The 17,735-nt window shown below is 44.6% G+C and carries 15 protein-coding genes; 4 read left to right on the top strand and 11 right to left on the bottom strand.

Translation table 11 applies throughout. The features are described from left to right. Positions 1 to 118: 118 nt before the first annotated feature. Both HFV01_RS23850 and HFV01_RS23845 read right to left on the bottom strand, forming a co-directional pair. A complete protein-coding gene (locus tag HFV01_RS23850; protein ID WP_006621723.1) occupies positions 119 to 925 on the bottom strand; it encodes an aspartyl/asparaginyl beta-hydroxylase domain-containing protein in 807 nt (268 codons plus the stop codon). A gap of 129 nt (positions 926 to 1,054) precedes the next feature. After that, complete coding sequence (locus HFV01_RS23845; RefSeq protein WP_006621722.1) at positions 1,055 to 2,863, bottom strand: fatty acyl-AMP ligase; 1,809 nt, start codon at positions 2,861 to 2,863, stop codon at positions 1,055 to 1,057. Positions 2,864 to 3,542: 679 nt separating this feature from the next. Between HFV01_RS23845 and HFV01_RS23840 the strand changes: the two genes are divergently transcribed. After that, positions 3,543 to 4,859 carry an MFS transporter gene (locus HFV01_RS23840; protein ID WP_006621720.1) on the top strand — a complete coding sequence of 439 codons (1,317 nt, stop codon included), beginning with the start codon at positions 3,543 to 3,545 and terminating at the stop codon, positions 4,857 to 4,859. Between the two features lie 2 nt (positions 4,860 to 4,861). On the opposite strand, the gene HFV01_RS23835 is transcribed toward HFV01_RS23840, so the two are convergent. The 3 genes from HFV01_RS23835 to purS form a co-directional block, all read right to left on the bottom strand. Continuing rightward, entirely contained in the window at positions 4,862 to 5,743 is an 882-nt protein-coding gene (locus HFV01_RS23835) for an SDR family oxidoreductase (protein ID WP_006621719.1), read from the bottom strand. A gap of 627 nt (positions 5,744 to 6,370) precedes the next feature. Beyond that, on the bottom strand, positions 6,371 to 7,048 hold the full coding sequence (purQ, locus tag HFV01_RS23830) for a phosphoribosylformylglycinamidine synthase subunit PurQ (protein WP_006621717.1): 678 nt from the start codon (positions 7,046 to 7,048) through the stop codon (positions 6,371 to 6,373). Between the two features lie 2 nt (positions 7,049 to 7,050). Next, positions 7,051 to 7,347 carry a phosphoribosylformylglycinamidine synthase subunit PurS gene (purS, locus tag HFV01_RS23825; RefSeq protein WP_006621716.1) on the bottom strand — a complete coding sequence of 99 codons (297 nt, stop codon included), beginning with the start codon at positions 7,345 to 7,347 and terminating at the stop codon, positions 7,051 to 7,053. A gap of 530 nt (positions 7,348 to 7,877) precedes the next feature. On the opposite strand from purS, the gene recR reads away from it, so the two are divergent. After that, positions 7,878 to 8,504, top strand: a complete 627-nt coding sequence (gene recR / locus HFV01_RS23820; protein WP_006667941.1) for a recombination mediator RecR — start codon at positions 7,878 to 7,880, stop codon at positions 8,502 to 8,504. A gap of 213 nt (positions 8,505 to 8,717) precedes the next feature. After that, a complete protein-coding gene (locus HFV01_RS23815; protein WP_006621713.1) occupies positions 8,718 to 8,921 on the top strand; it encodes a hypothetical protein in 204 nt (67 codons plus the stop codon). Positions 8,922 to 9,024: 103 nt separating this feature from the next. Here the strand turns inward: HFV01_RS23815 and HFV01_RS23810 are convergent, their stop codons facing one another. The 3 genes from HFV01_RS23810 to HFV01_RS23805 all read right to left on the bottom strand — a co-directional run bounded on the left by HFV01_RS23810 (position 9,025) and on the right by HFV01_RS23805 (position 14,385). Then, positions 9,025 to 9,378, bottom strand: a complete 354-nt coding sequence (locus HFV01_RS23810) for a rhodanese-like domain-containing protein (protein WP_006621712.1) — start codon at positions 9,376 to 9,378, stop codon at positions 9,025 to 9,027. 185 nt (positions 9,379 to 9,563) lie between these two features. Beyond that, positions 9,564 to 9,686, bottom strand: coding sequence for a hypothetical protein (locus tag HFV01_RS31200; protein ID WP_008056966.1), 123 nt, complete (start codon positions 9,684 to 9,686; stop codon positions 9,564 to 9,566). A gap of 400 nt (positions 9,687 to 10,086) precedes the next feature. Then, on the bottom strand, positions 10,087 to 14,385 hold the full coding sequence (locus HFV01_RS23805) for a helicase domain-containing protein (protein WP_193520440.1): 4,299 nt from the start codon (positions 14,383 to 14,385) through the stop codon (positions 10,087 to 10,089). Positions 14,386 to 14,720: 335 nt separating this feature from the next. Here HFV01_RS23805 and HFV01_RS23800 point away from each other — a divergent pair, with 335 nt between their 5' ends. Beyond that, positions 14,721 to 15,464: a phycocyanobilin:ferredoxin oxidoreductase gene (locus tag HFV01_RS23800; RefSeq protein WP_006621708.1), complete on the top strand. Its 744-nt coding sequence runs from the start codon at positions 14,721 to 14,723 to the stop codon at positions 15,462 to 15,464. A gap of 12 nt (positions 15,465 to 15,476) precedes the next feature. On the opposite strand, the gene HFV01_RS23795 is transcribed toward HFV01_RS23800, so the two are convergent. The 3 genes from HFV01_RS23795 to apcB all read right to left on the bottom strand — a co-directional run bounded on the left by HFV01_RS23795 (position 15,477) and on the right by apcB (position 17,698). After that, positions 15,477 to 16,337, bottom strand: a complete 861-nt coding sequence (locus HFV01_RS23795) for a hypothetical protein (RefSeq protein WP_193520439.1) — start codon at positions 16,335 to 16,337, stop codon at positions 15,477 to 15,479. Positions 16,338 to 16,759: 422 nt separating this feature from the next. Further along, positions 16,760 to 16,963, bottom strand: a complete 204-nt coding sequence (locus HFV01_RS23790) for a phycobilisome linker polypeptide (RefSeq protein ID WP_006617274.1) — start codon at positions 16,961 to 16,963, stop codon at positions 16,760 to 16,762. Positions 16,964 to 17,212: 249 nt separating this feature from the next. Continuing rightward, positions 17,213 to 17,698 carry an allophycocyanin subunit beta gene (gene apcB / locus HFV01_RS23785; RefSeq protein WP_006617275.1) on the bottom strand — a complete coding sequence of 162 codons (486 nt, stop codon included), beginning with the start codon at positions 17,696 to 17,698 and terminating at the stop codon, positions 17,213 to 17,215. Positions 17,699 to 17,735 lie beyond the last annotated feature (37 nt).

Below are 17,735 nucleotides of genomic sequence, written 5' to 3'. Positions count from 1 at the left end.
CTTTTCCGGCTGACCCTAGGGACTATAATTACATCCCTAGAGTCTACAGGCTTATAGCCCGCTTCAAGTTTACGCCGTTTTTTGATTAATCATTATACTGGCTATAAATTACCCCGGGTTACTGTCGGGAATTTTGTGGATCTCTCTGCCATACTTGGTCTAGGCGATCGTTCCATTTTTTCTGATTCGCCGTCGCTTCCTGAATGTATGGAGAAGCCGCAATTAGTTTAATCAATAACTCATTAACCGCCGACCAAGGAAACTTTAAAGGTCGCACAATATCCAAGAATAACACTACCCTAATTCCATCCGTTTCATTCCACGCTTCATGGGGAAATGAATCGTCAAATAACATACATTTTCCCTCTTCCCAATGCCGGATTTCATCCCCTACTCGCAGACGGCACTTTTCCCGGGGTTCCGGCACTTTTAAACCTAACAAACACCGAATTACCCCCTTGTATGGTCCCCGATGTTCCGGGATATGTTTGCCCGGCAGTAATATAGAGAAAAATGCCGTTTTTAAACCTGGGATTTTTTGGATGATTTTGGTGGTCTCAGGACAGCGATCACAACTTTCAGCAGATTTAACTCCATAGCCATATAAACAGTAGGTTTTCCATAAATTATCCGTACTCGTATTATAGGCTTGATCCGGCGAAATATCCTGAAAATTAGGCAAATTATCCCGATATTTTAACAGTTCGTCTACCTCCTGGCGGATTAAATGCCAATCCCTTTCTAACAGGTCAACCCATTGGAAATGTTCCGGGTATTTGGCAGCGTCAAAAAATGCCGTATCTCCAATTTTGGAATATTTACCAATCGATGTTTCTAAGCCTCTTAATATCGGTTCGCCAATGCCATAAATTAAGAAATTTCGCAGTTTATCTTTAAAATTGCTCTGTAACCCTACCTCAGTCATAAATAGCACTTTTCCTTATTTGATTAATCACCCATATAGTAATACAGGTATATTTAATTATACAAGACCAGGGGCAACCAAAGAGATCCGGTTGCGATGCCCTGGCCAAAGCTGCTTGATGTTTGTTGATTAACTGTTAACTTGTTCCCGGCGCACCAGGTCAGAAATATTGCTTTGTTGCAACTCCTGACATTGCCATTGTCCGACCACCTCCAGAGTTCCCGCGAGAAACTGACGGCCACAGACTTGGCGTTGGACCTTACCGCTGGTAGTTTTCGGGAGAGTTCCAGTTTTCAGTAATACTACCGCAAAAACATCCGCTAGATGCTGATCAGCGATCGCATGACGGATAGCGCCAATAACCTCCTCGACATTCAGCTTTCGCAGAAATTGCCGTTGTACCTCGTAGGCGATGACCAGACGTTCTTCCCCCTCCACTTCAATCGAAAAAGCCGCCCCACAGCCCGGACGTAACTGATCATGACAGGTTTCTAAAGTTTGTTCAATATGTTGGGGATAATGGTTGCGACCCCAGAGAATCATCATCTCCTTAATCCTACCCGTAATAAATAATTCCCCATTCTCCAAAAACCCCAGATCACCCGTCCTCAGAAACCCACCCTGATTACCTAATTTAGCCTTAAACGTGCGATCGCTTTCCTCTGGGTTATTCCAATAACCCAAACCAATACCCGCGCCGCGCAGCCAAATTTCCCCTACTTCTCCCTCAGCACAACGGGTTAGGGTTTCCGGGTTAGCAATGACAATTTCATCCCCTAGCCAACCATGACCACAGCCAACCACAGCTTTCGCCGACCGATGATCACTCTCCACAGCTACCACCTTATTTTCCTCCAAAGCCGTGCGATCGACATAGCGAATCACCGGAAGATCTGCTTTTCGACCCCCAGAAATAAATAAAGTCGTCTCCGCCATACCATAACAGGGATAAAAAGCCGATCGTCGAAAACCACACTCCGCGAACGTTTTGGCAAAATTCTCTAAAGTTTCGGCGCGGACAGGTTCAGCCCCAGAAAATGCCACCTCCCAGCTACTTAAATCCAATTTTTTGATCTCACTAGGGGTCGCCTGTCGCCACAGTAAATCATAGGCAAAATTCGGCCCGCCGCTGGTCGTCGCTTGGTACCGAGATATGGCTTTTAACCAGTTCATGGGTTTCTGTACTAGCGCCACCGGAGACATTAACGTTACCGGAAAACCACCATATAGCGGTTGAATGACTCCCCCAATAAGTCCCATATCGTGGAATAGGGGTAGCCAGATCAAGCCTTGACTTTCCCCCCTGTGTTCAAAGGCTTGATAAATCATTTCCGAGTTGTGTAGGACGTTTTGGTGAGTCACCATTACTCCTTTTGGTGTTCCCGTAGAACCCGAAGTATATTGCAGAAATGCTAGGGTTTCCGGGTTGATGTCTGGGGGAGACCAGGACTCTCCTAGCTTCGGGTTTAGACTGTCTGTAGTTATCCAGGGGAGTTGCTCGAATTTGGGCGCTAATTCCGGCACTTTTTTTAATAGTCCTTGTATATGGGATAACAAGGGTTTACTGGTTAGGGCTATTGTAGCGTTTGATAATTCGATGCGTTCTTGCAGTTTTCCTAATCCTTGGCTAGACCGGGGTGGGTTATCCGTTACCGCTACTACCCCCGCATACAGACACCCAAAAAAAGCCGCGATAAATTCTAGTCCGGTGGTGTAGGGATACACTACTAATACATGGGTTCCGGGGGGGACGTGGCGACGAATTTCTGTGGCGATCGCTTTCGCTTGTTCGTCTAGTTCCCTATAGGTTAAGCGCCCCGACTCCGTTTCTCCGTCCGCTAAAAATGTATAGGCGTTTTGGTCTCTTAATTTTTCGGCGCGATCGCGCAGTAGGTCTACTAACGTTTGATACTCAGTCATTTGGCTTGCATATCCCATCTTTTTGATCAAACCACATTTTGCCACTTCCTACCCCCCCTTTAACTTCCCTCACATTTTTACCCAAATTCTCCATTTTCTATTGACAAATATTAGGGCTTGACTTATTATATAAGCATGGGAATCTGTGGCCGCATATATATAGAAATTTGGCCGATATCTTCATATCCCAAGAATTAAAGACCCGAATTTTCATGGGTCTTTGCTAGTTTTTAACCCCCCCCTACAGAACTTGATGGCGATCGCTTAATGATCGCTACCGATAACGCTGGGGTTGGACGCGCCCCGCATTTAATTAACCTTTAAACAGTTGACAAACCTCGGCACTTGACATACAATTTTATTGTGGGAATCTGTGCCGACATATATATGGCTTTTGAGAGCCGGGACCCCTTCGATATCATTTAGAAATCGGAAAAATTGCCATAAAAGCCTCACCAGAACTTAATCTTATCGCCCTTATCCCAACACCATAGTTCATCTCAGGTCAGTATTAGCTTTTTTATTCCTGAATAGTCCCCAAAGTTACCGAAAAAGCCGACAATAGGGAAATCGTTGTCAATAAATGCGAGGCAATGAGAAACCCACTTGATTGACAGGGACTAAGGGAAGCTATTACTATTTGCTGGCTGACTTTGTGTTTCCCGCATCTGCCCATTTTTCGATAAATCAATAGACTATGCAAATCTTCTTGCGAATCTGGTTAGGACAAATTATCTCCGTAGTCGGCACATACATCACAGACTTCGCTTTAGGGGTGTGGGCTTATCAGACCACAGGTTCCCTAACCCTGTTTGCTCTGATCATGGTGTTAGCCTATCTACCCAATCTGCTAATTTCCCCTATAGCAGGGGTGCTAGTAGATCGGTGGAACCGACGTTGGGTGATGCTAATAGCTGATTCTACCACAGGTGTGACAGCAATAGGGATGATGATCCTGTTACAGTCCGGCAGCCTGGAAATTTGGCACATCTACATAGCCGTTAGCATCAGTTCCGTCGCTAACGCCTTCCATATTCCAGCTTACATGGCAGCGATCGCCCAAATTGTTCCCAAACAGCATTTAGGTCGAGCTAACGGCATGGTACAGATATCGCGGGCGCTGGCTAGAATTTTGGGTCCGACCATTGCCGGATTTTTAGTAGAAGCTGTCCAGTTGCAGGGGGTATTAGTCTTTGATTTTGCCACCTATGTACTAGCCACCATTGCTCTGCTGAGTGTGAGGCTTCCCGATCCGAAACCAGTCGCATCAAGCGATCGCAAAACCGTTAACTTTGAACGGATCTGGGGAGAAATTAGCTCCGGGTGGGATTATGTAGCCGCGCGTCCGGGACTGTTAGGGTTAATGCTATTTTTTGCAGTCATTTATCTAACAGAAGGAATGATCCAGGTTCTTTTCTGGCCGATTATTCTCAGTTTTGCATCTAGTTCCCAATTGGGGATAGTGTTATCTATTAGTGGTTGCGGGATGTTATTCGGTAGCCTAGTAGTCAGCGCCTGGGGAGGATTAAAACGCCAAGTTAATGGAATTCTGTTGTTTGTCGCCCTACAGGGACTCTGTTTATGTTTAGGAGGATTTCAACCTACCCTATTTTTAGCAGCTATTGGCGGATTTGGTTATCTATTCTCCCAGCCCATTGTCATCAGCAGCAACCAAACTATCTGGCAATGCAAAGTTCCCCAATATCTGCAAGGACGAGTTTTCGCTTTACAAGGGTTATTTGAAAAATCCTTGTTAGTCGTAACACAACTCAGCGTCGGACCTTTGGTTGATGGCATTTTTGAACCCATGATGCAGCCTGGGGGAATATTGGCAGATCGAGTCGGACATATTATCGGTATGGGACCCGGACGGGGAAGTGCTTTGCTTTTGTGTGGGGTCGGTATAATTAATATTGCTGCCGTCATTATTGCCTATCGCAGTCCTCGTCTCCGTCGTTTGGAAGCTGAGGTTCCTGATGCGATCGCTCATTCTGCTAATGTAGTTTCTAGTTAACCTTAAACTAGACCCCGTAATGCTGCCAACTCTTCCATAATTGAAGGGGGTTCATATCCTAAATCAAACGCTTGGGAACTGTCTAGGGATGTATCGGGAGAACGGGGTGCGATCGATTTAACATCCTGTTGCTTTCCTGGCGTAATTCTATCCGCTGGTAAATCTAGCACCTGCGCCATTAGCAAGCCAAACTCATAGCGAGATATCCTCTGTTTTCCCCCTAGGTGTAATATCCCATTAACCTTTTTTTCAATCGCTAACAGTAACCCCCTAGCCGCAGTCGTGCCGCTAACTGGCGTGCGAAATTCATCCTCAAACAGGTTGAGGCAATTTCCCGATTTTAGCGTTTTGATAAATCCCTGGATAAAACTACCCCCATGAGGCGAGGCTATCCCATACATTAAAGGCATTCGACAGATAGCAGCTTTCGGATATCTGGCTAATATTTCCCCTTCCGCTTTCACTTTCTGTCCCCCATAAGTGTTAATCGGACAAACTAGATCAGTTTCTCGATACGGAGGGTTTAAACCATCAAATACTAGGTCAGTCGAAGTAAACACATAAGGAATTCCCGCCGCGCCGCACAAACTCGCCATATCCCCAGCCGCCACCACGTTAATTTTATGAGATATATCCGGGTTCTCTTCGCAAAAATTCGGTTTTGAAGCCGCCGCTGCATGAATGACCGCATCAGGTTTTATTTCTTCCCATACCTGCTTTAAGTCTCCTAATACCGTCAAATCAGTTTTGATAAATTTGACACCACTATCTGTCACCGGACTGGAATTATACGTTCCGTAAACCTCCCATTCAGATTTGGCTACCTGGCATATATTCCAACCCAAGAAACCGCTCGCACCTGTGACTAACAGTTTTGGAATCATCGCTTTTTATTGTATGGCTTTTGCTTCTGTTATCTTCCCGCCTAGTGGTCGATACTTTTGGGGATAATCCTATATATATGTCGCCACAGATTCCCATGCTTCTATAATAGGTCAAGTTCCAGGGTTTGTCAATACTAAATCATCATTTATTTTCCATTCATTGATATGGGGAAAATTACTTAGTTTTTTATGCCCCTAACCGCCAGATGAGCCATAACGCACAAAATGGCGTTTTTGTCAATAGCCAGATTTTGAGCCGTCCATTTTAGCCCCAAAACTCGTGCATCGTGATTTTAAGTTTTAGCCAGAGAATATTGATAATCCGCGATATAATAAGGGTTGTAGCCTCTTTTTTGGCGTAAAAACACAAGAAGCCCTTGGATGCGATTATTTATAGCATACCAAAACCCCTATAAATTCGTCAAGTGTTTGAGAGATATTCTCAATAAAATTTTAACAATTCTTAACATACTTTTAAAATTCAAAACCTTGGAAATTTATCTATCAGCAAAACTTAACTATGCTCGATGATATAAGGGGATAGGTGAGGGGGGCGGGTTTGTTAATATCGCAGTAAGTTTCATTAACTGTGGAACCCGCCATTAAAGTAGAATTGAGAATTGATAACTAAACCCTAGCCCTAACTACTTGTTGTAATACAGCTTCAAACATTTTAATGCCATCAGTATTACCCAACATAGGGTCAGCAGCTCTTTCGGGGTGAGGCATCATACCGACCACAGTACCGGATTGGTTACAAATTCCGGCAATATTATTGAGAGAACCGTTAGGGTTATCGCCTTCATAGCGGAACACGACCTGGTTATTATCTTCTAATTGTGCCAGAGTTTTTTCGTCGGCATAGTAACAACCCTCACCGTGAGCAATAGGAAGAGTAATCACCTCATTAGGTTGATATTTTCTAGTCCAGGGAGTTTTATTATTGACAACTCTGATGGGAACGCGATCGCAAATAAAATGCAGATCCCGATTGCGAACCAAAGCCCCAGGTAAAAGTCCGGCTTCGGTTAAAACTTGGAAACCATTACAGATACCGATCGCGAATTTACCAGCATTTACATGGTCAATAGTAGCGCGAATAATGGGAGAAAAACGGGCGATCGCACCACAGCGCAGATAATCACCATAACTAAACCCGCCGGGAATGACTACCACATCAATATCAGAAAGGTCTGTATCTTGGTGCCACACCATGCGGGTGGGTTTGTTTAAAAGTCCCTGTGTCACCCAGGCGACATCGCGATCGCAGTTAGAACCAGGGAAAACTAGGATACCAAATTTCATATCTAATGGGCTGTAGTGGTTGCAGTTTCCGATAGGGGGGTTAAATCAAAACGATAGGTTTCGATGACCGGGTTGGCTAAAATGCGATCGCAAATTTGATCAATTTGCTGGACTGCTTCCGCTTCGTCCGCCGCCTGGAGTGTCACCTCTATATATTTACCAATTCGGATTTGTTCGACATTTTGATATCCCATCTGCTGAACGCCGGAACGAACCGCCGTCCCGGCTGGGTCTAACACTGAAGGACGAAGGGTGACGTAAACTTTAGCTTGAAATGTTTGTGCCACAAAACTACCCATACTGCTTAACTAACAAATCTTATTATCCACCAAACCCGGATCACAAGAAACATCTACGAATTATCAACTGCAACAAGACTCTAGTTGGCTTCTGGCAGGTGTCACAAAATCTTCATACACATGACACAGGGCTGTAACAAGGCCTGACTATTCTTAACACTGTAAGCAAGCAAGTTTAGTAACTCGCTCCTCACACCATCATCCTTTGTAGTTCCACCGCCACCGCGTCGGTGGATTTTTTTTGGCTTTATGGTTGATTTTTTGTTCAATTTTTAAAAAAATGTACAGCCAGGGTGGCTGGGGGGGGTTGACAGGCGACGGGAACTCATGCTATATTATTGACATATTTTTATATAATTGGATATTTGCAAAAATAAAAAAATTGAATATATTTCCATTTTCTAAAATAATACCATAAGTCAACCCAAAAAGCAAGGGAACCCCCAAAACAGAAATTTTTTGTAACATTTATTAATTTTTTGTTACAAAACTTAACATAATTCGGTTCCCACTGGTAAGGGGATATACTATTGTGTGAGCGCATAAATGGAGGAAAAACAACGGTTTACACACGCCCCTTAGCCCGTCTAATCGAACAGTTCCAGAGGCTGCCCGGTATTGGCCCCAAAACTGCCCAAAGACTTGCCCTTCATATTATCAAACGGCCAGAGGAAGAAGTACAGGCTTTAGCGAGGGCGTTGTTGGAAGCGAAAAAACAGGTAGGTTTGTGTCAGGTATGTTTTCACCTGTCAGCGGAACCTGTTTGCGAAATTTGCCGTAATCCGCAACGCGATCGCGAAACGATATGTGTAGTTAGCGACTCACGGGATGTAATTGCGTTAGAGAAGACTCGTGAATATAGAGGATTGTATCATGTTTTGGGGGGAGTAATTTCCCCGATGGATGGAATTGGACCAGAACAACTAACAGTTCAACCCCTAGTGAGGCGGGTTAGTCAACAACAGGTTAAGGAAGTGATTATCGCGGTTAACCCAAGCGTGGAAGGGGAAACGACGACATTATATTTAGGCCAATTACTGAAGCCTTTTACGAGGGTAACTCGTATTGCTTTTGGTTTACCTGTGGGTGGAGATTTAGAATATGCTGATGAAGTGACCTTAGCGCGGGCGTTAGAAGGGAGACGGGAGTTAGATTAATTAAGGGTTTGAGATTTCTAGTGTTTAAAGATAAGTTGTGATTAGAGCAGCTATAAGTGAAACCTATTGGATGTAACTGTGACAGTTATCACCAGCTATAAGTGTTTTAACTCACCAAATTACATCTGTATAATCACTGATGGTGGGAGAGCAGATCACGGATCTAATCTGAGAAATGGAGGATGATAAAAGTGTCGAGTTCAAAACGCACTTATGTCTCCAGTCAAACTACTTCCCGGCGCACTCTCCGAAATCACTGCATCGGTAACTGAAACCAGAGCGCTGACTAAAGCCGATCGCTATGGTCTAATGGCAGCGGTACTAGATGAATCCTTAGAAAAAGAAGAACTACGATCCATAGATCGCCTATTGTACTCAATTCGGCGGGGACGGGTCCGGCTAGTAGACGAAATATAAGTAACGGTATGAATAAATCGAGTCGATCAACAGAATGAACTCGACAGCCTTCTGTTTATCCCAGGAGAGTCCGCATAGCGCGGACTCTTTTTGTTCTGCGAAATCAGTAGCGGGGTACGGTATCATCAACGATTACAGAGTAAGCATCAATGCCCCCGGTAATATTTTTAACATTAGTAAAACCCTGTTGAATGAGCCACTGACCCATTTGGGCTGAACGTCTGCCATGATGACACATTACCCAAGTTTCCTTATGGAGGTCAAGTTCAGAGAAAATGGACTCTGACCACTGCTGATGTTCACTCAAGGGGTAATTGACAAAACCATCAATACTAGCGATCGCCAATTCTTGAGGTTCTCGAACATCAATAAGCTGCACCTCTTGGGTAGGCTTTTGTAGGTAATCAGCAACGGTCTTGACATCAATTTCAGGTAAGTAAAAAAATTGAACCGACATATAACTAAGGTATTTTTAGTTCCTGTATCAATTTCAATAATTATGGCAGATTCTGGAGAAGGTTGCCGAAAAGTTGTAGAGGCGGGCCCTGTAGGGGCGGGTGCGCGATCAGCCACAGCACACAGGATAGGACTGCTACACCCGCCCCGGTGCTAAAGCCAGCCACAGCACACAGGATAGGACTGCTACACCCGCCCCGGTGCTAAAGCCAGCCACAGCACACAGGATAAGACTGCTGCACCCGCCCCAAGCCACCACAGCACACAGGATAGGACTGCTACACCCGCCCCGGTGCTAAAGCCAGCCACAGCACACAGGATAGGACTGCTACACCCGCCCCAGTGCTAAAGCCAGCCACAGCACACAGGATAAGACTGCTACACCCGCCCCGGTGCTAAAGCCAGCCACAGCACACAGGATAAGACTGCTGCACCCGCGTAGGGTGCTTCGCATCGGACAAGCTACGGGAAAAACTAGGATAGGGGCGGGTTATGAAGATTCTGGTGAAATAGAGGATGGATGGGAGAACCCGCCCCTACGGATGGTGATGGACGCGGAAAGATAACAGATTGCTAAAAAATAATAGTAATAGTATCAGGGTGATTGGGTAACTTTATAGGGGCGGGTTATGAAGACTCTGGTGAAATAGAGGATGGATGGGAGAACCCGCCCCTAGGGATGTGATGCACGCCCAAAGATAACAAATTGCTAAAAAACAATAGTATCAGGGTGATTGGGTAACTTTAGTTGAACCAATGGGGGACTCTGACGATAGATAATCGCGCCACTACAGCCAGTAACAGGACCTTGAAACAAAAGACGCTGACCATCATCCGCTTCGACAAACATATTGCCAATACAGACCCTACCGCCGCGACTATCAACCTCGATTTGTAGCAAATTGAGAGTATGCAGATCGGTAATTGTCGCCTTGAGGAGGTGATCGCGTTTAACGACCCGCACTTCAATGGAATCAATACGGAAACTATAAGCATGACCATCGGAAGAGGAAAGATTTAGCTGCACTCCAGGGGGCAACCCTTGGACAAGATTGATAGCGGCTTGCTGGGATTTATGGACTGTCAAACGGTCTATGGGTGGCAGATCGGTAGGTAAAGCGTCTAAATCAATCCTCCAATCAGAGGCTTTGCGGTTAATCTCCTCCTGAATAGCGACAGCCCGCCTAGTGTCAACGTTGGCCGCATAATTTTGCTGTTTAATTTTATTAACAATCCAACGTTGTCGAGCAAACACCTTTAAATGCAGGTTTTCGGCTTGAACAAACTGCTCATAAAATCGTAAAGTCCGCACCAAATCGCCAATTCTTTCGAGGACTATGCCGACTTCGGGAACTGCTAGATAGGTTTTCCAATCGGAATTAGATAATACTTGGTCTATGAGGGTCATATAGCGAGAGCGAGCAATGCGGACCTGTTGTGGGGTCAAATTAGAGCGAGCCAGTTGTCGGATTAACTCAAACTGTAAGCTCTTGATTTCGGATGGAGAACACTCTTCTAAGGCGGCGATCGCATCAGACCATTGTCGGGAGCGCATCAAATATTCTACCCAGTCACGGTAGCGATTTTGTGCAAGTAAAGCGCGTCTAACACATTCGCCATATTTTAACCACTGGGCGGTGACGGGACGACCGGCGCGTTCCCATTCAGCAATAATGCGATCGCTATTTCCGGCTCGTTCCAAATAAGCCAAACCTTCTGGGAAGCCTAATACATCAGCTAAAGCAATATTATATTCCCGTCGGTCAGTAGACCCACAACGCTGCCAACAGCGGACCGCCCGCCGCAAGTTTTTGGCTCGATAGAAGCATTCCCCAGCAATATCTAGGAGGCCATCATATTTGGCTTCATCTAAGGCTTCCAATACATCACCAAATCTTTGCCACACAGGGGGAGATAATCGCTTTTCGGCCATCAAACGTTTGATTCTGCTGGCATATTCAGAAATGGCGGCTTTCCAGGGTTTGCGGTTGTGGTCCGGCGTGCGAGAACCGAGGTGGGGGCGCCCAGAACTATACTGGGTACTGGCATTTGATCCTACATAATTGGATAAACTGACTTTTCCCGGGTCGGTAGTAGATTTTTGGGCTAGGACTTCTTCTAAAAACAGGGTAAATGCAAAGACCACAGCTAAGGTTTTGGTGGGGGTTGCCATAAATTGGACTAGGGGACGTTCTGCTGGTCTTGATTCAGGGAATTGGTGATACCAGTCGAGTAGGGCTTGCCAACATAGACCATGCCAGAAACATTCCCAGGCTGCGTCGTTTTCACCACGGCGATAGAACAATAGCCCGGCTTCTCGAAATCGGCGATCGAATCTCAGAGCCCAGGCTTCACATAGTAGGGCTTCTTGTTCCTTTCCGAGTTCGAGATAAAACTGTTTAGCCCGTCGCAGGGAAACTGGATCTTTCTGCATTCGCCCATTTTCTTCAAATTCTTGGGCTTGTAATTCCCGGTGATCGAGATCGAGATTTTCGAGACTATCCCCCCAATTTAAACCGCCTATATAGCCGTACCAAATTTGGCGATCGTCTGATGCAGCTAAACATTGTTCTAGTTGGTATGTAGATTGGTGCAACGAGTCTGTGGTTGCATATTGCCAGAGGAGACGGTCTCCCGCTTCTGTATCAATGACTATTAGGTTAGTGATTCCTCGACTGGCTGCTACATACAATTTATTGAAAAAATACTCTAATTCTAAGGGATGTTCTTGGTCTAAGTTGATGTAATCCCAAAGCGATCGCCCAAATTCCTTGGCAAACTGTTCGCCAAATTTATATAAAATTACTAGGGGGAATTCTAAGCCTTTAGCTTGAATGGCGCTTAACACATTTTTGGGGGGATTCGTTTCGCTGGCTAGGGGATATAAGGAGGATAAAAATTCATCGTTTTTAATATATTTTAGTTCGCCGTGGGCTTCACATGGTACAATGAAAATGGGCGATTTTTCGATGTGGCGTTTGAGGTCATTCACGGAAAAATTACGCTGACCAAAGATGAATTTTTGGGGATGACGAGCATTGGCGATCGGTTGCCATGCTTCCTGGGGTTTGAGTTGGGGAATTTTAAAAACTAGATGCCGCCATAGGTGAATTAAATTGGTCATTTTGACTATGGCTGGGCTGGATCTGTAATTAGATTCTAGTTCATAAAATGACATTCCTAGATTGAGTTTTTGGTCAGGATCTAGGTGAGAAATTACCTGATCAAAAAATGTGGCTTTGACGCTTTGCCAACGAAATCCGGTGGGGTTAAGGGTCTGAAATGGGTCCCCCGCAAAGGCAAAGGGTAAACTGGGAATGGGGGGATACATAACTGAGTCGGAAAATAGAGAGAGTTTGACGATTAGCAATAGTTCTAACTTGGTGAAATCCTGGGCTTCATCACAAAAAATGGCTGTATATTTGGGGAGGTTATCACCTTGGACTTGCAGGACTCGCCGGATTAAGTCTTGGTCATCCCAATAGCCACCATCATGGGTTAGTTTATAGTACCATGGCCATACCTGTCTATAAATGGCATCAAAGACTTCTGAGGAAATGGTTTTTTCTCGGCGAGGAACATCATCATAATCCTCTGGGGTCATGTATTCATCGTTTTGAGTGACGAGGCTATAGCCTTTGATAAATGTGCGGATAATATGCCAGCATAATTCGGGAGAGTAGCGTTTTTGGCGATGGGTACAGTGTTGGCGGAAGTCGTAGAAGGAGATATAGCGATCGCGATCAAATTTGTCGCTTTCTTCTGGAGGAAGTAAATTAATTAGAAAATCTTGAAAGGATTGAAAGCAAGGTTCTAATGGGGGCATTTTCTCCAGATTACTGCTGTTTAGCATGAACTTATAGTTAGTTATCAGCAGCTTTTCTACCCCTTGTTTAGCGCGAGTTAACAGACGTTCATTATAAGTCAAAAATAGTGGTTTGATCACTTTTTCGGGGAGTGTTTGAGCATAAATTTTCCGGTAGCGATCGCAGTATTCAGCAAACAAATAAACCAACATGGTTGATTTGCCACTGCCCGCGCGACCATTAATAAATAACGGTAGAGAATTTTCAGAATCCGGGCTAGAAAGTTCATGTAAAATTCTTTCTTCTTCCACAGAAAGGGCTAAATTAATACCATTATCTGCTTCGAGTTCTAGCCAAAGTGCTGGGTCTAGAACTAAATAATCTGGATAAGCGCGACGGGTATAACGGGAGAGAATATCAAATGTAATGGGTGTGGAAAAAATACCCTGGGGAAAGTCGAGAGTTAACAGACGGGTCTGTTGTAGCACCGCCTCAATATCGCCTGGTTGAGGTGGACTATCAAAACTGGCTACTAAGAACACTACCCGACGAGGTAAGCCGTCGGCTGTCTCTAAATGGCTATAGAGGACATAATTACTACTGTCTGGTTTACGGGTTAAGTATAAATTTGGCCATGGAGTGTCCTGTTTTTCCTCCTGTCCTTCGACAATGGCTAGGACAATTTCACCATAACTCTGCCATTGGTCGCGAGTTTCCTGCTGCTGAAATTGTTTGATCCAGACCTCACCTTCACAAATAATGCGATCGTCTGTGTTGCGAGTCCAGGTAGGTCGTTGTAGCCAACCGTGATAGATTTCTGGTAAAAATTTTGGACGTAAAGGCCCTTTTTGTCTTTCTTTTTGGCCTTTGATACTATTTTCCAGGTCAGTATAATAAACTAGAGGGTCTAAATGCTTTTTCCCGTAGTCTTCGGGGTTTTGCAGAAAAGACTCATATTCATTACCCCCCCTAGTCAAAACATCCAGTAAACACAATACTCGCTCATTCTTAAAAGGAAAGATTTTCCCTAGCAGTCTCAGATTACGGACAGGCCGCTTCAGATAGGGATAATTCCAGTTAAAATAGGCATGGACAGCAGAACTGCCCTGGGTCTGAATGGCTACCACTAATTCTGCAATCTGACCCTGAATACCAAATTGTTTGGCTTGTTGATCAAACCTGGGGGTAGTGTAAATATACATAGGTCTTGCGGATTTCCAATTAACCCAGGGAGTGCAAACGAATTACAGCAAATCTAACTAATTATACTTACAGATACCCACTAATTGTGTGATAATAACCGTATCAGTATCCGAAACATTCCGGCTCAGGTCTAAGGTGATAGGCTGAAACCTAAGCAGGGGTATGGTTTCAGAAACTGCTGTCGCTTGTCTCCCTTTAACATAAATTGGGCTGTGGCGGGTTCACTGAAATAATTGGGCCGACGCTTCCTGGCTGATGCACATAGTTGTTCAGGGGGACTTACAATATTCATAACTTGCTTTTTTGGGAACGGCTGTTTTAATTAGGTTTGAGAATGCAATCAACTTACAACCAAAATTCTTTGCGGGAACAACAACACCCGTTAATTCGTAGATTGGCGAACAGTATTGAACGCCTGTGGGGTCAGTATTTGGATCTGCAACCCTATCATCTGCCTGATGATTTAGGATATATTGAGGGGCGATTAGAAGGGGAAAGGTTGACTATTGAAAATCGCTGCTATCAAACTCCACAGTTTCGTAAGATGCACTTGGAATTGGCTAAGGTGGGTAGTGGTTTGGATATTCTCCATTGTGTGATGTTTCCCCGCAGTTCCTATGCTCTGCCTATGTTTGGTACGGATTTGGTGGGGGGACGTGGTAGAATTGGGGCGGCGATTGTGGATTTGTCGCCCATGAATGGCGATCGCACTTTACCCGAAAATTATCACCGAGTCCTGCAAGAATTACCCCAAAATCATTTTTCTCAACCCCGTGATATTCCCGCCTGGGGGGATATTTTTTCCGAGTTTTGTCTGTTTGTGCGTCCGGCAAATGAGCAAGAGGAAAACCTGTTTCTGAGTCGGGTTGAGACTTATATGGAACTACACTGTCAAAGTGCGATCGCTCAAACTCCAGTTTCCCCAGAGCAACAAATTCACATGATCAACGCTCAACGCCACTACTGTCAACAACAACAGCAAAACGATAAGACCAGGCGCGTCCTCGAAAAAGCCTTTGGCGAGGAATGGGCAGAACGCTATATGACCACAGTTTTATTTGATACTCCTGAAGACTGAGACCAGCCACAGTTAAGGGGTAAAATGAGTGTTACCACTCGAAGTAGTTTTACGGCGTTTAGACTTGTTGCGACCTGATGCTGGTAAGGGAGTTTTACCCTGACTTTCCGGGAGTTTCCTATTAGTACGGAACGTAACATTCATGCCTTCGTTAGATTGTTCTAACACTAATAGGGGAGTAGGTTTGGCTTTTTGGTCCCATTCAATATGGGCAATTCTCCCCTGAATTGTCGGTTGCCAATTATCATGGTCATCCGAGGGACTCAAATAGGTTTCCAAGCAGTCAATAATCTGATTAATAGTCGTTGAAGTTGCTTGCGTGGGTAATTTCATCAACCTAATTTGTATCCGAAATAATACCCGTTTTTTGCTATGTTCAGAGTCTCCTGTGTCGTATTCAACATCAAAAATTGAATCAACTTGGCGACCTTGACCAGCATTACTTTTTTCTCCCACAGCCGCCTGTGTAGGTCGCAGAGCCACAGCTATTTGCTGCTTGACCTTCATCTTAATTTGAACAATGATGGCATAATGGAAAACATCCTCAGACATTCTCATCCTGAGATAATCAAGGTTAAATTCCCTGGAGTGAATTAAGTCTGGGTTTTTCTCCATTTTAGAAATAGTCGCCAAGGCTAATTTATATTTTTTATGGAGTTCTTTATTTCTAAAGGTCTCCATTTTCAACTGCTTGGCAAGACCTTTGTTTTTAGAGTTATAAATGACTGAGACTACAATCAGTATTATTAGCATCAAACCTGTAGCCCCCATCCACAACATTTCTGAGGTGACTTTATTACTCAGATTAGTGGTAGGATTTTCGGAAGGAGTTTGTGCTAATATAGATTCAACGAAATTTGTACTATTATCCATCAGCAATCATCAATAAGGTTGACATACTTCCCCAGGGGAATTTTACATTTAAATATTGACTATTTAAGCCGGGGGACAGGGATTCCTCGAAGGTATTTCGGATCTAGCAGTTTCCTGGACTTGAGCGAATAAGTGACCAAACGCACCCCTTATATCTACTCGTGATAGGTGATTAGTTCTGTTGGTCAAGTGTATTTCTCTAATTATACAAGCAGAAAAGCCACTCGTGGTGGTGAGAAACGGGGCCATCAATATACAAGCCCACCTAGCCACAAGTGTCCAAAAAGATGAAGTTAAATTAATTTTTAGATATATAGCGCTGATTGCTATTGGCATATATACACCCGATCGCAATTGTAGCGAAATTGAGCGGGTGAACTAAACACGCCACACCGCCAAGGCGGTTGGCGTTTCCACTATGATCACAGCAGTCCTGTATTAGTTCCCGGCTTCCCAGTGGCTAATTCAACTTTGACAATTTTTCCACCCATTTTCATAATCCGTTGCTGTTCCCGGAACCAGTTGTCATAGGGAACCAGCTTAGTGAAATAGGTATTTTGTAACTCACGCTGAGTGCGAATCCGTGTTTGGCTGGGAACGCAAGCTGTTACTTTGAAAGATCTCATGATTATCTTGCTCCTGAGTTAAGTCAGCAATTTTGACAGTATTTGACAGTAATATTTATCAAATGACTAAAGGCCGGGAGTCATAAGCCAATACTAGCTCGCTAAAACTTATCAATGATACAGACAAGCCTTTGGCGGTCTAGCACTCACTTCAGACTTCCCTGGCCCTAAGTTTATAGGAATTGAAGAACCAAGACTGTAGTATTTCCAAAGGGGATGACTACATTCTAGCTTCCTCTGTGAGCAGTCTTAGCTCAAGCCAGAGCAGATGTAATCAAAGTAAATGCCCATTTCCTTACCAGCATCAGCACCAACTAAGCCAGCAGTAACTTCTTTCATAGCTTGGATAGCTTGAACGGTAGCGCCAATGGGTACACCCAAAGAGTTATAAGTTTCTTTCAGGCCATTGAGTACACGCTCATCCAGGATGGAAGGATCGCCAGCCAGCATAGCATAGGTAGCATAGCGGAGGTAGTAGTCCAGGTCACGGATGCAAGCAGCATAGCGACGAGTGGTGTACATATTACCACCGGGACGGGTGATATCGGAGTACAGCAGAGACTTAGCAACTGCTTCCTTAACGATGTTAGCTGCATTAGCGCTGATGGTGGTTGCTGCACGAACGCGCAGTTCACCAGTAGCGAAATAGGCTTTCAGTTTTTGGATAGCGCTAGCATCCAGGTATTTACCTTGAACGTCAGAGGAGTTGATTACGGAAGTGATTGCGTCTTGCATGATGGTTTCGTTTGCTAATGGTCGCTTGATCTAGGAA

It is taken from the genome of Limnospira fusiformis SAG 85.79 (assembly GCF_012516315.1).
Classification (GTDB): Bacteria; Cyanobacteriota; Cyanobacteriia; order Cyanobacteriales; family Microcoleaceae; genus Limnospira; species Limnospira fusiformis.
The sequence above is the reverse complement of the archived record's forward strand: the minus strand, read 5'-3'. Positions and strand labels throughout refer to the sequence as shown.

What these genes read in the sequence shown, in the direction of transcription:
- HFV01_RS23845 (WP_006621722.1), bottom strand. Translation starts at nt 2,863, where the DNA reads ATGGGATATGCAAGCCAAATGACTGAGTATCAAACGTTAGTAGACCTA.
- HFV01_RS23790 (WP_006617274.1), bottom strand. Translation starts at nt 16,963, where the DNA reads ATGAGATCTTTCAAAGTAACAGCTTGCGTTCCCAGCCAAACACGGATT.
- apcB (WP_006617275.1), bottom strand. Translation starts at nt 17,698, where the DNA reads ATGCAAGACGCAATCACTTCCGTAATCAACTCCTCTGACGTTCAAGGT.
- HFV01_RS23795 (WP_193520439.1), bottom strand. Translation starts at nt 16,337, where the DNA reads ATGGATAATAGTACAAATTTCGTTGAATCTATATTAGCACAAACTCCT.
- HFV01_RS23800 (WP_006621708.1), top strand. Translation starts at nt 14,721, where the DNA reads ATGCAATCAACTTACAACCAAAATTCTTTGCGGGAACAACAACACCCG.
- HFV01_RS23815 (WP_006621713.1), top strand. Translation starts at nt 8,718, where the DNA reads ATGTCTCCAGTCAAACTACTTCCCGGCGCACTCTCCGAAATCACTGCA.
- purS (WP_006621716.1), bottom strand. Translation starts at nt 7,347, where the DNA reads ATGGGTAGTTTTGTGGCACAAACATTTCAAGCTAAAGTTTACGTCACC.
- HFV01_RS23850 (WP_006621723.1), bottom strand. Translation starts at nt 925, where the DNA reads ATGACTGAGGTAGGGTTACAGAGCAATTTTAAAGATAAACTGCGAAAT.
- HFV01_RS23810 (WP_006621712.1), bottom strand. Translation starts at nt 9,378, where the DNA reads ATGTCGGTTCAATTTTTTTACTTACCTGAAATTGATGTCAAGACCGTT.
- purQ (WP_006621717.1), bottom strand. Translation starts at nt 7,048, where the DNA reads ATGAAATTTGGTATCCTAGTTTTCCCTGGTTCTAACTGCGATCGCGAT.
- HFV01_RS23805 (WP_193520440.1), bottom strand. Translation starts at nt 14,385, where the DNA reads ATGTATATTTACACTACCCCCAGGTTTGATCAACAAGCCAAACAATTT.
- HFV01_RS23840 (WP_006621720.1), top strand. Translation starts at nt 3,543, where the DNA reads ATGCAAATCTTCTTGCGAATCTGGTTAGGACAAATTATCTCCGTAGTC.
- HFV01_RS23835 (WP_006621719.1), bottom strand. Translation starts at nt 5,743, where the DNA reads ATGATTCCAAAACTGTTAGTCACAGGTGCGAGCGGTTTCTTGGGTTGG.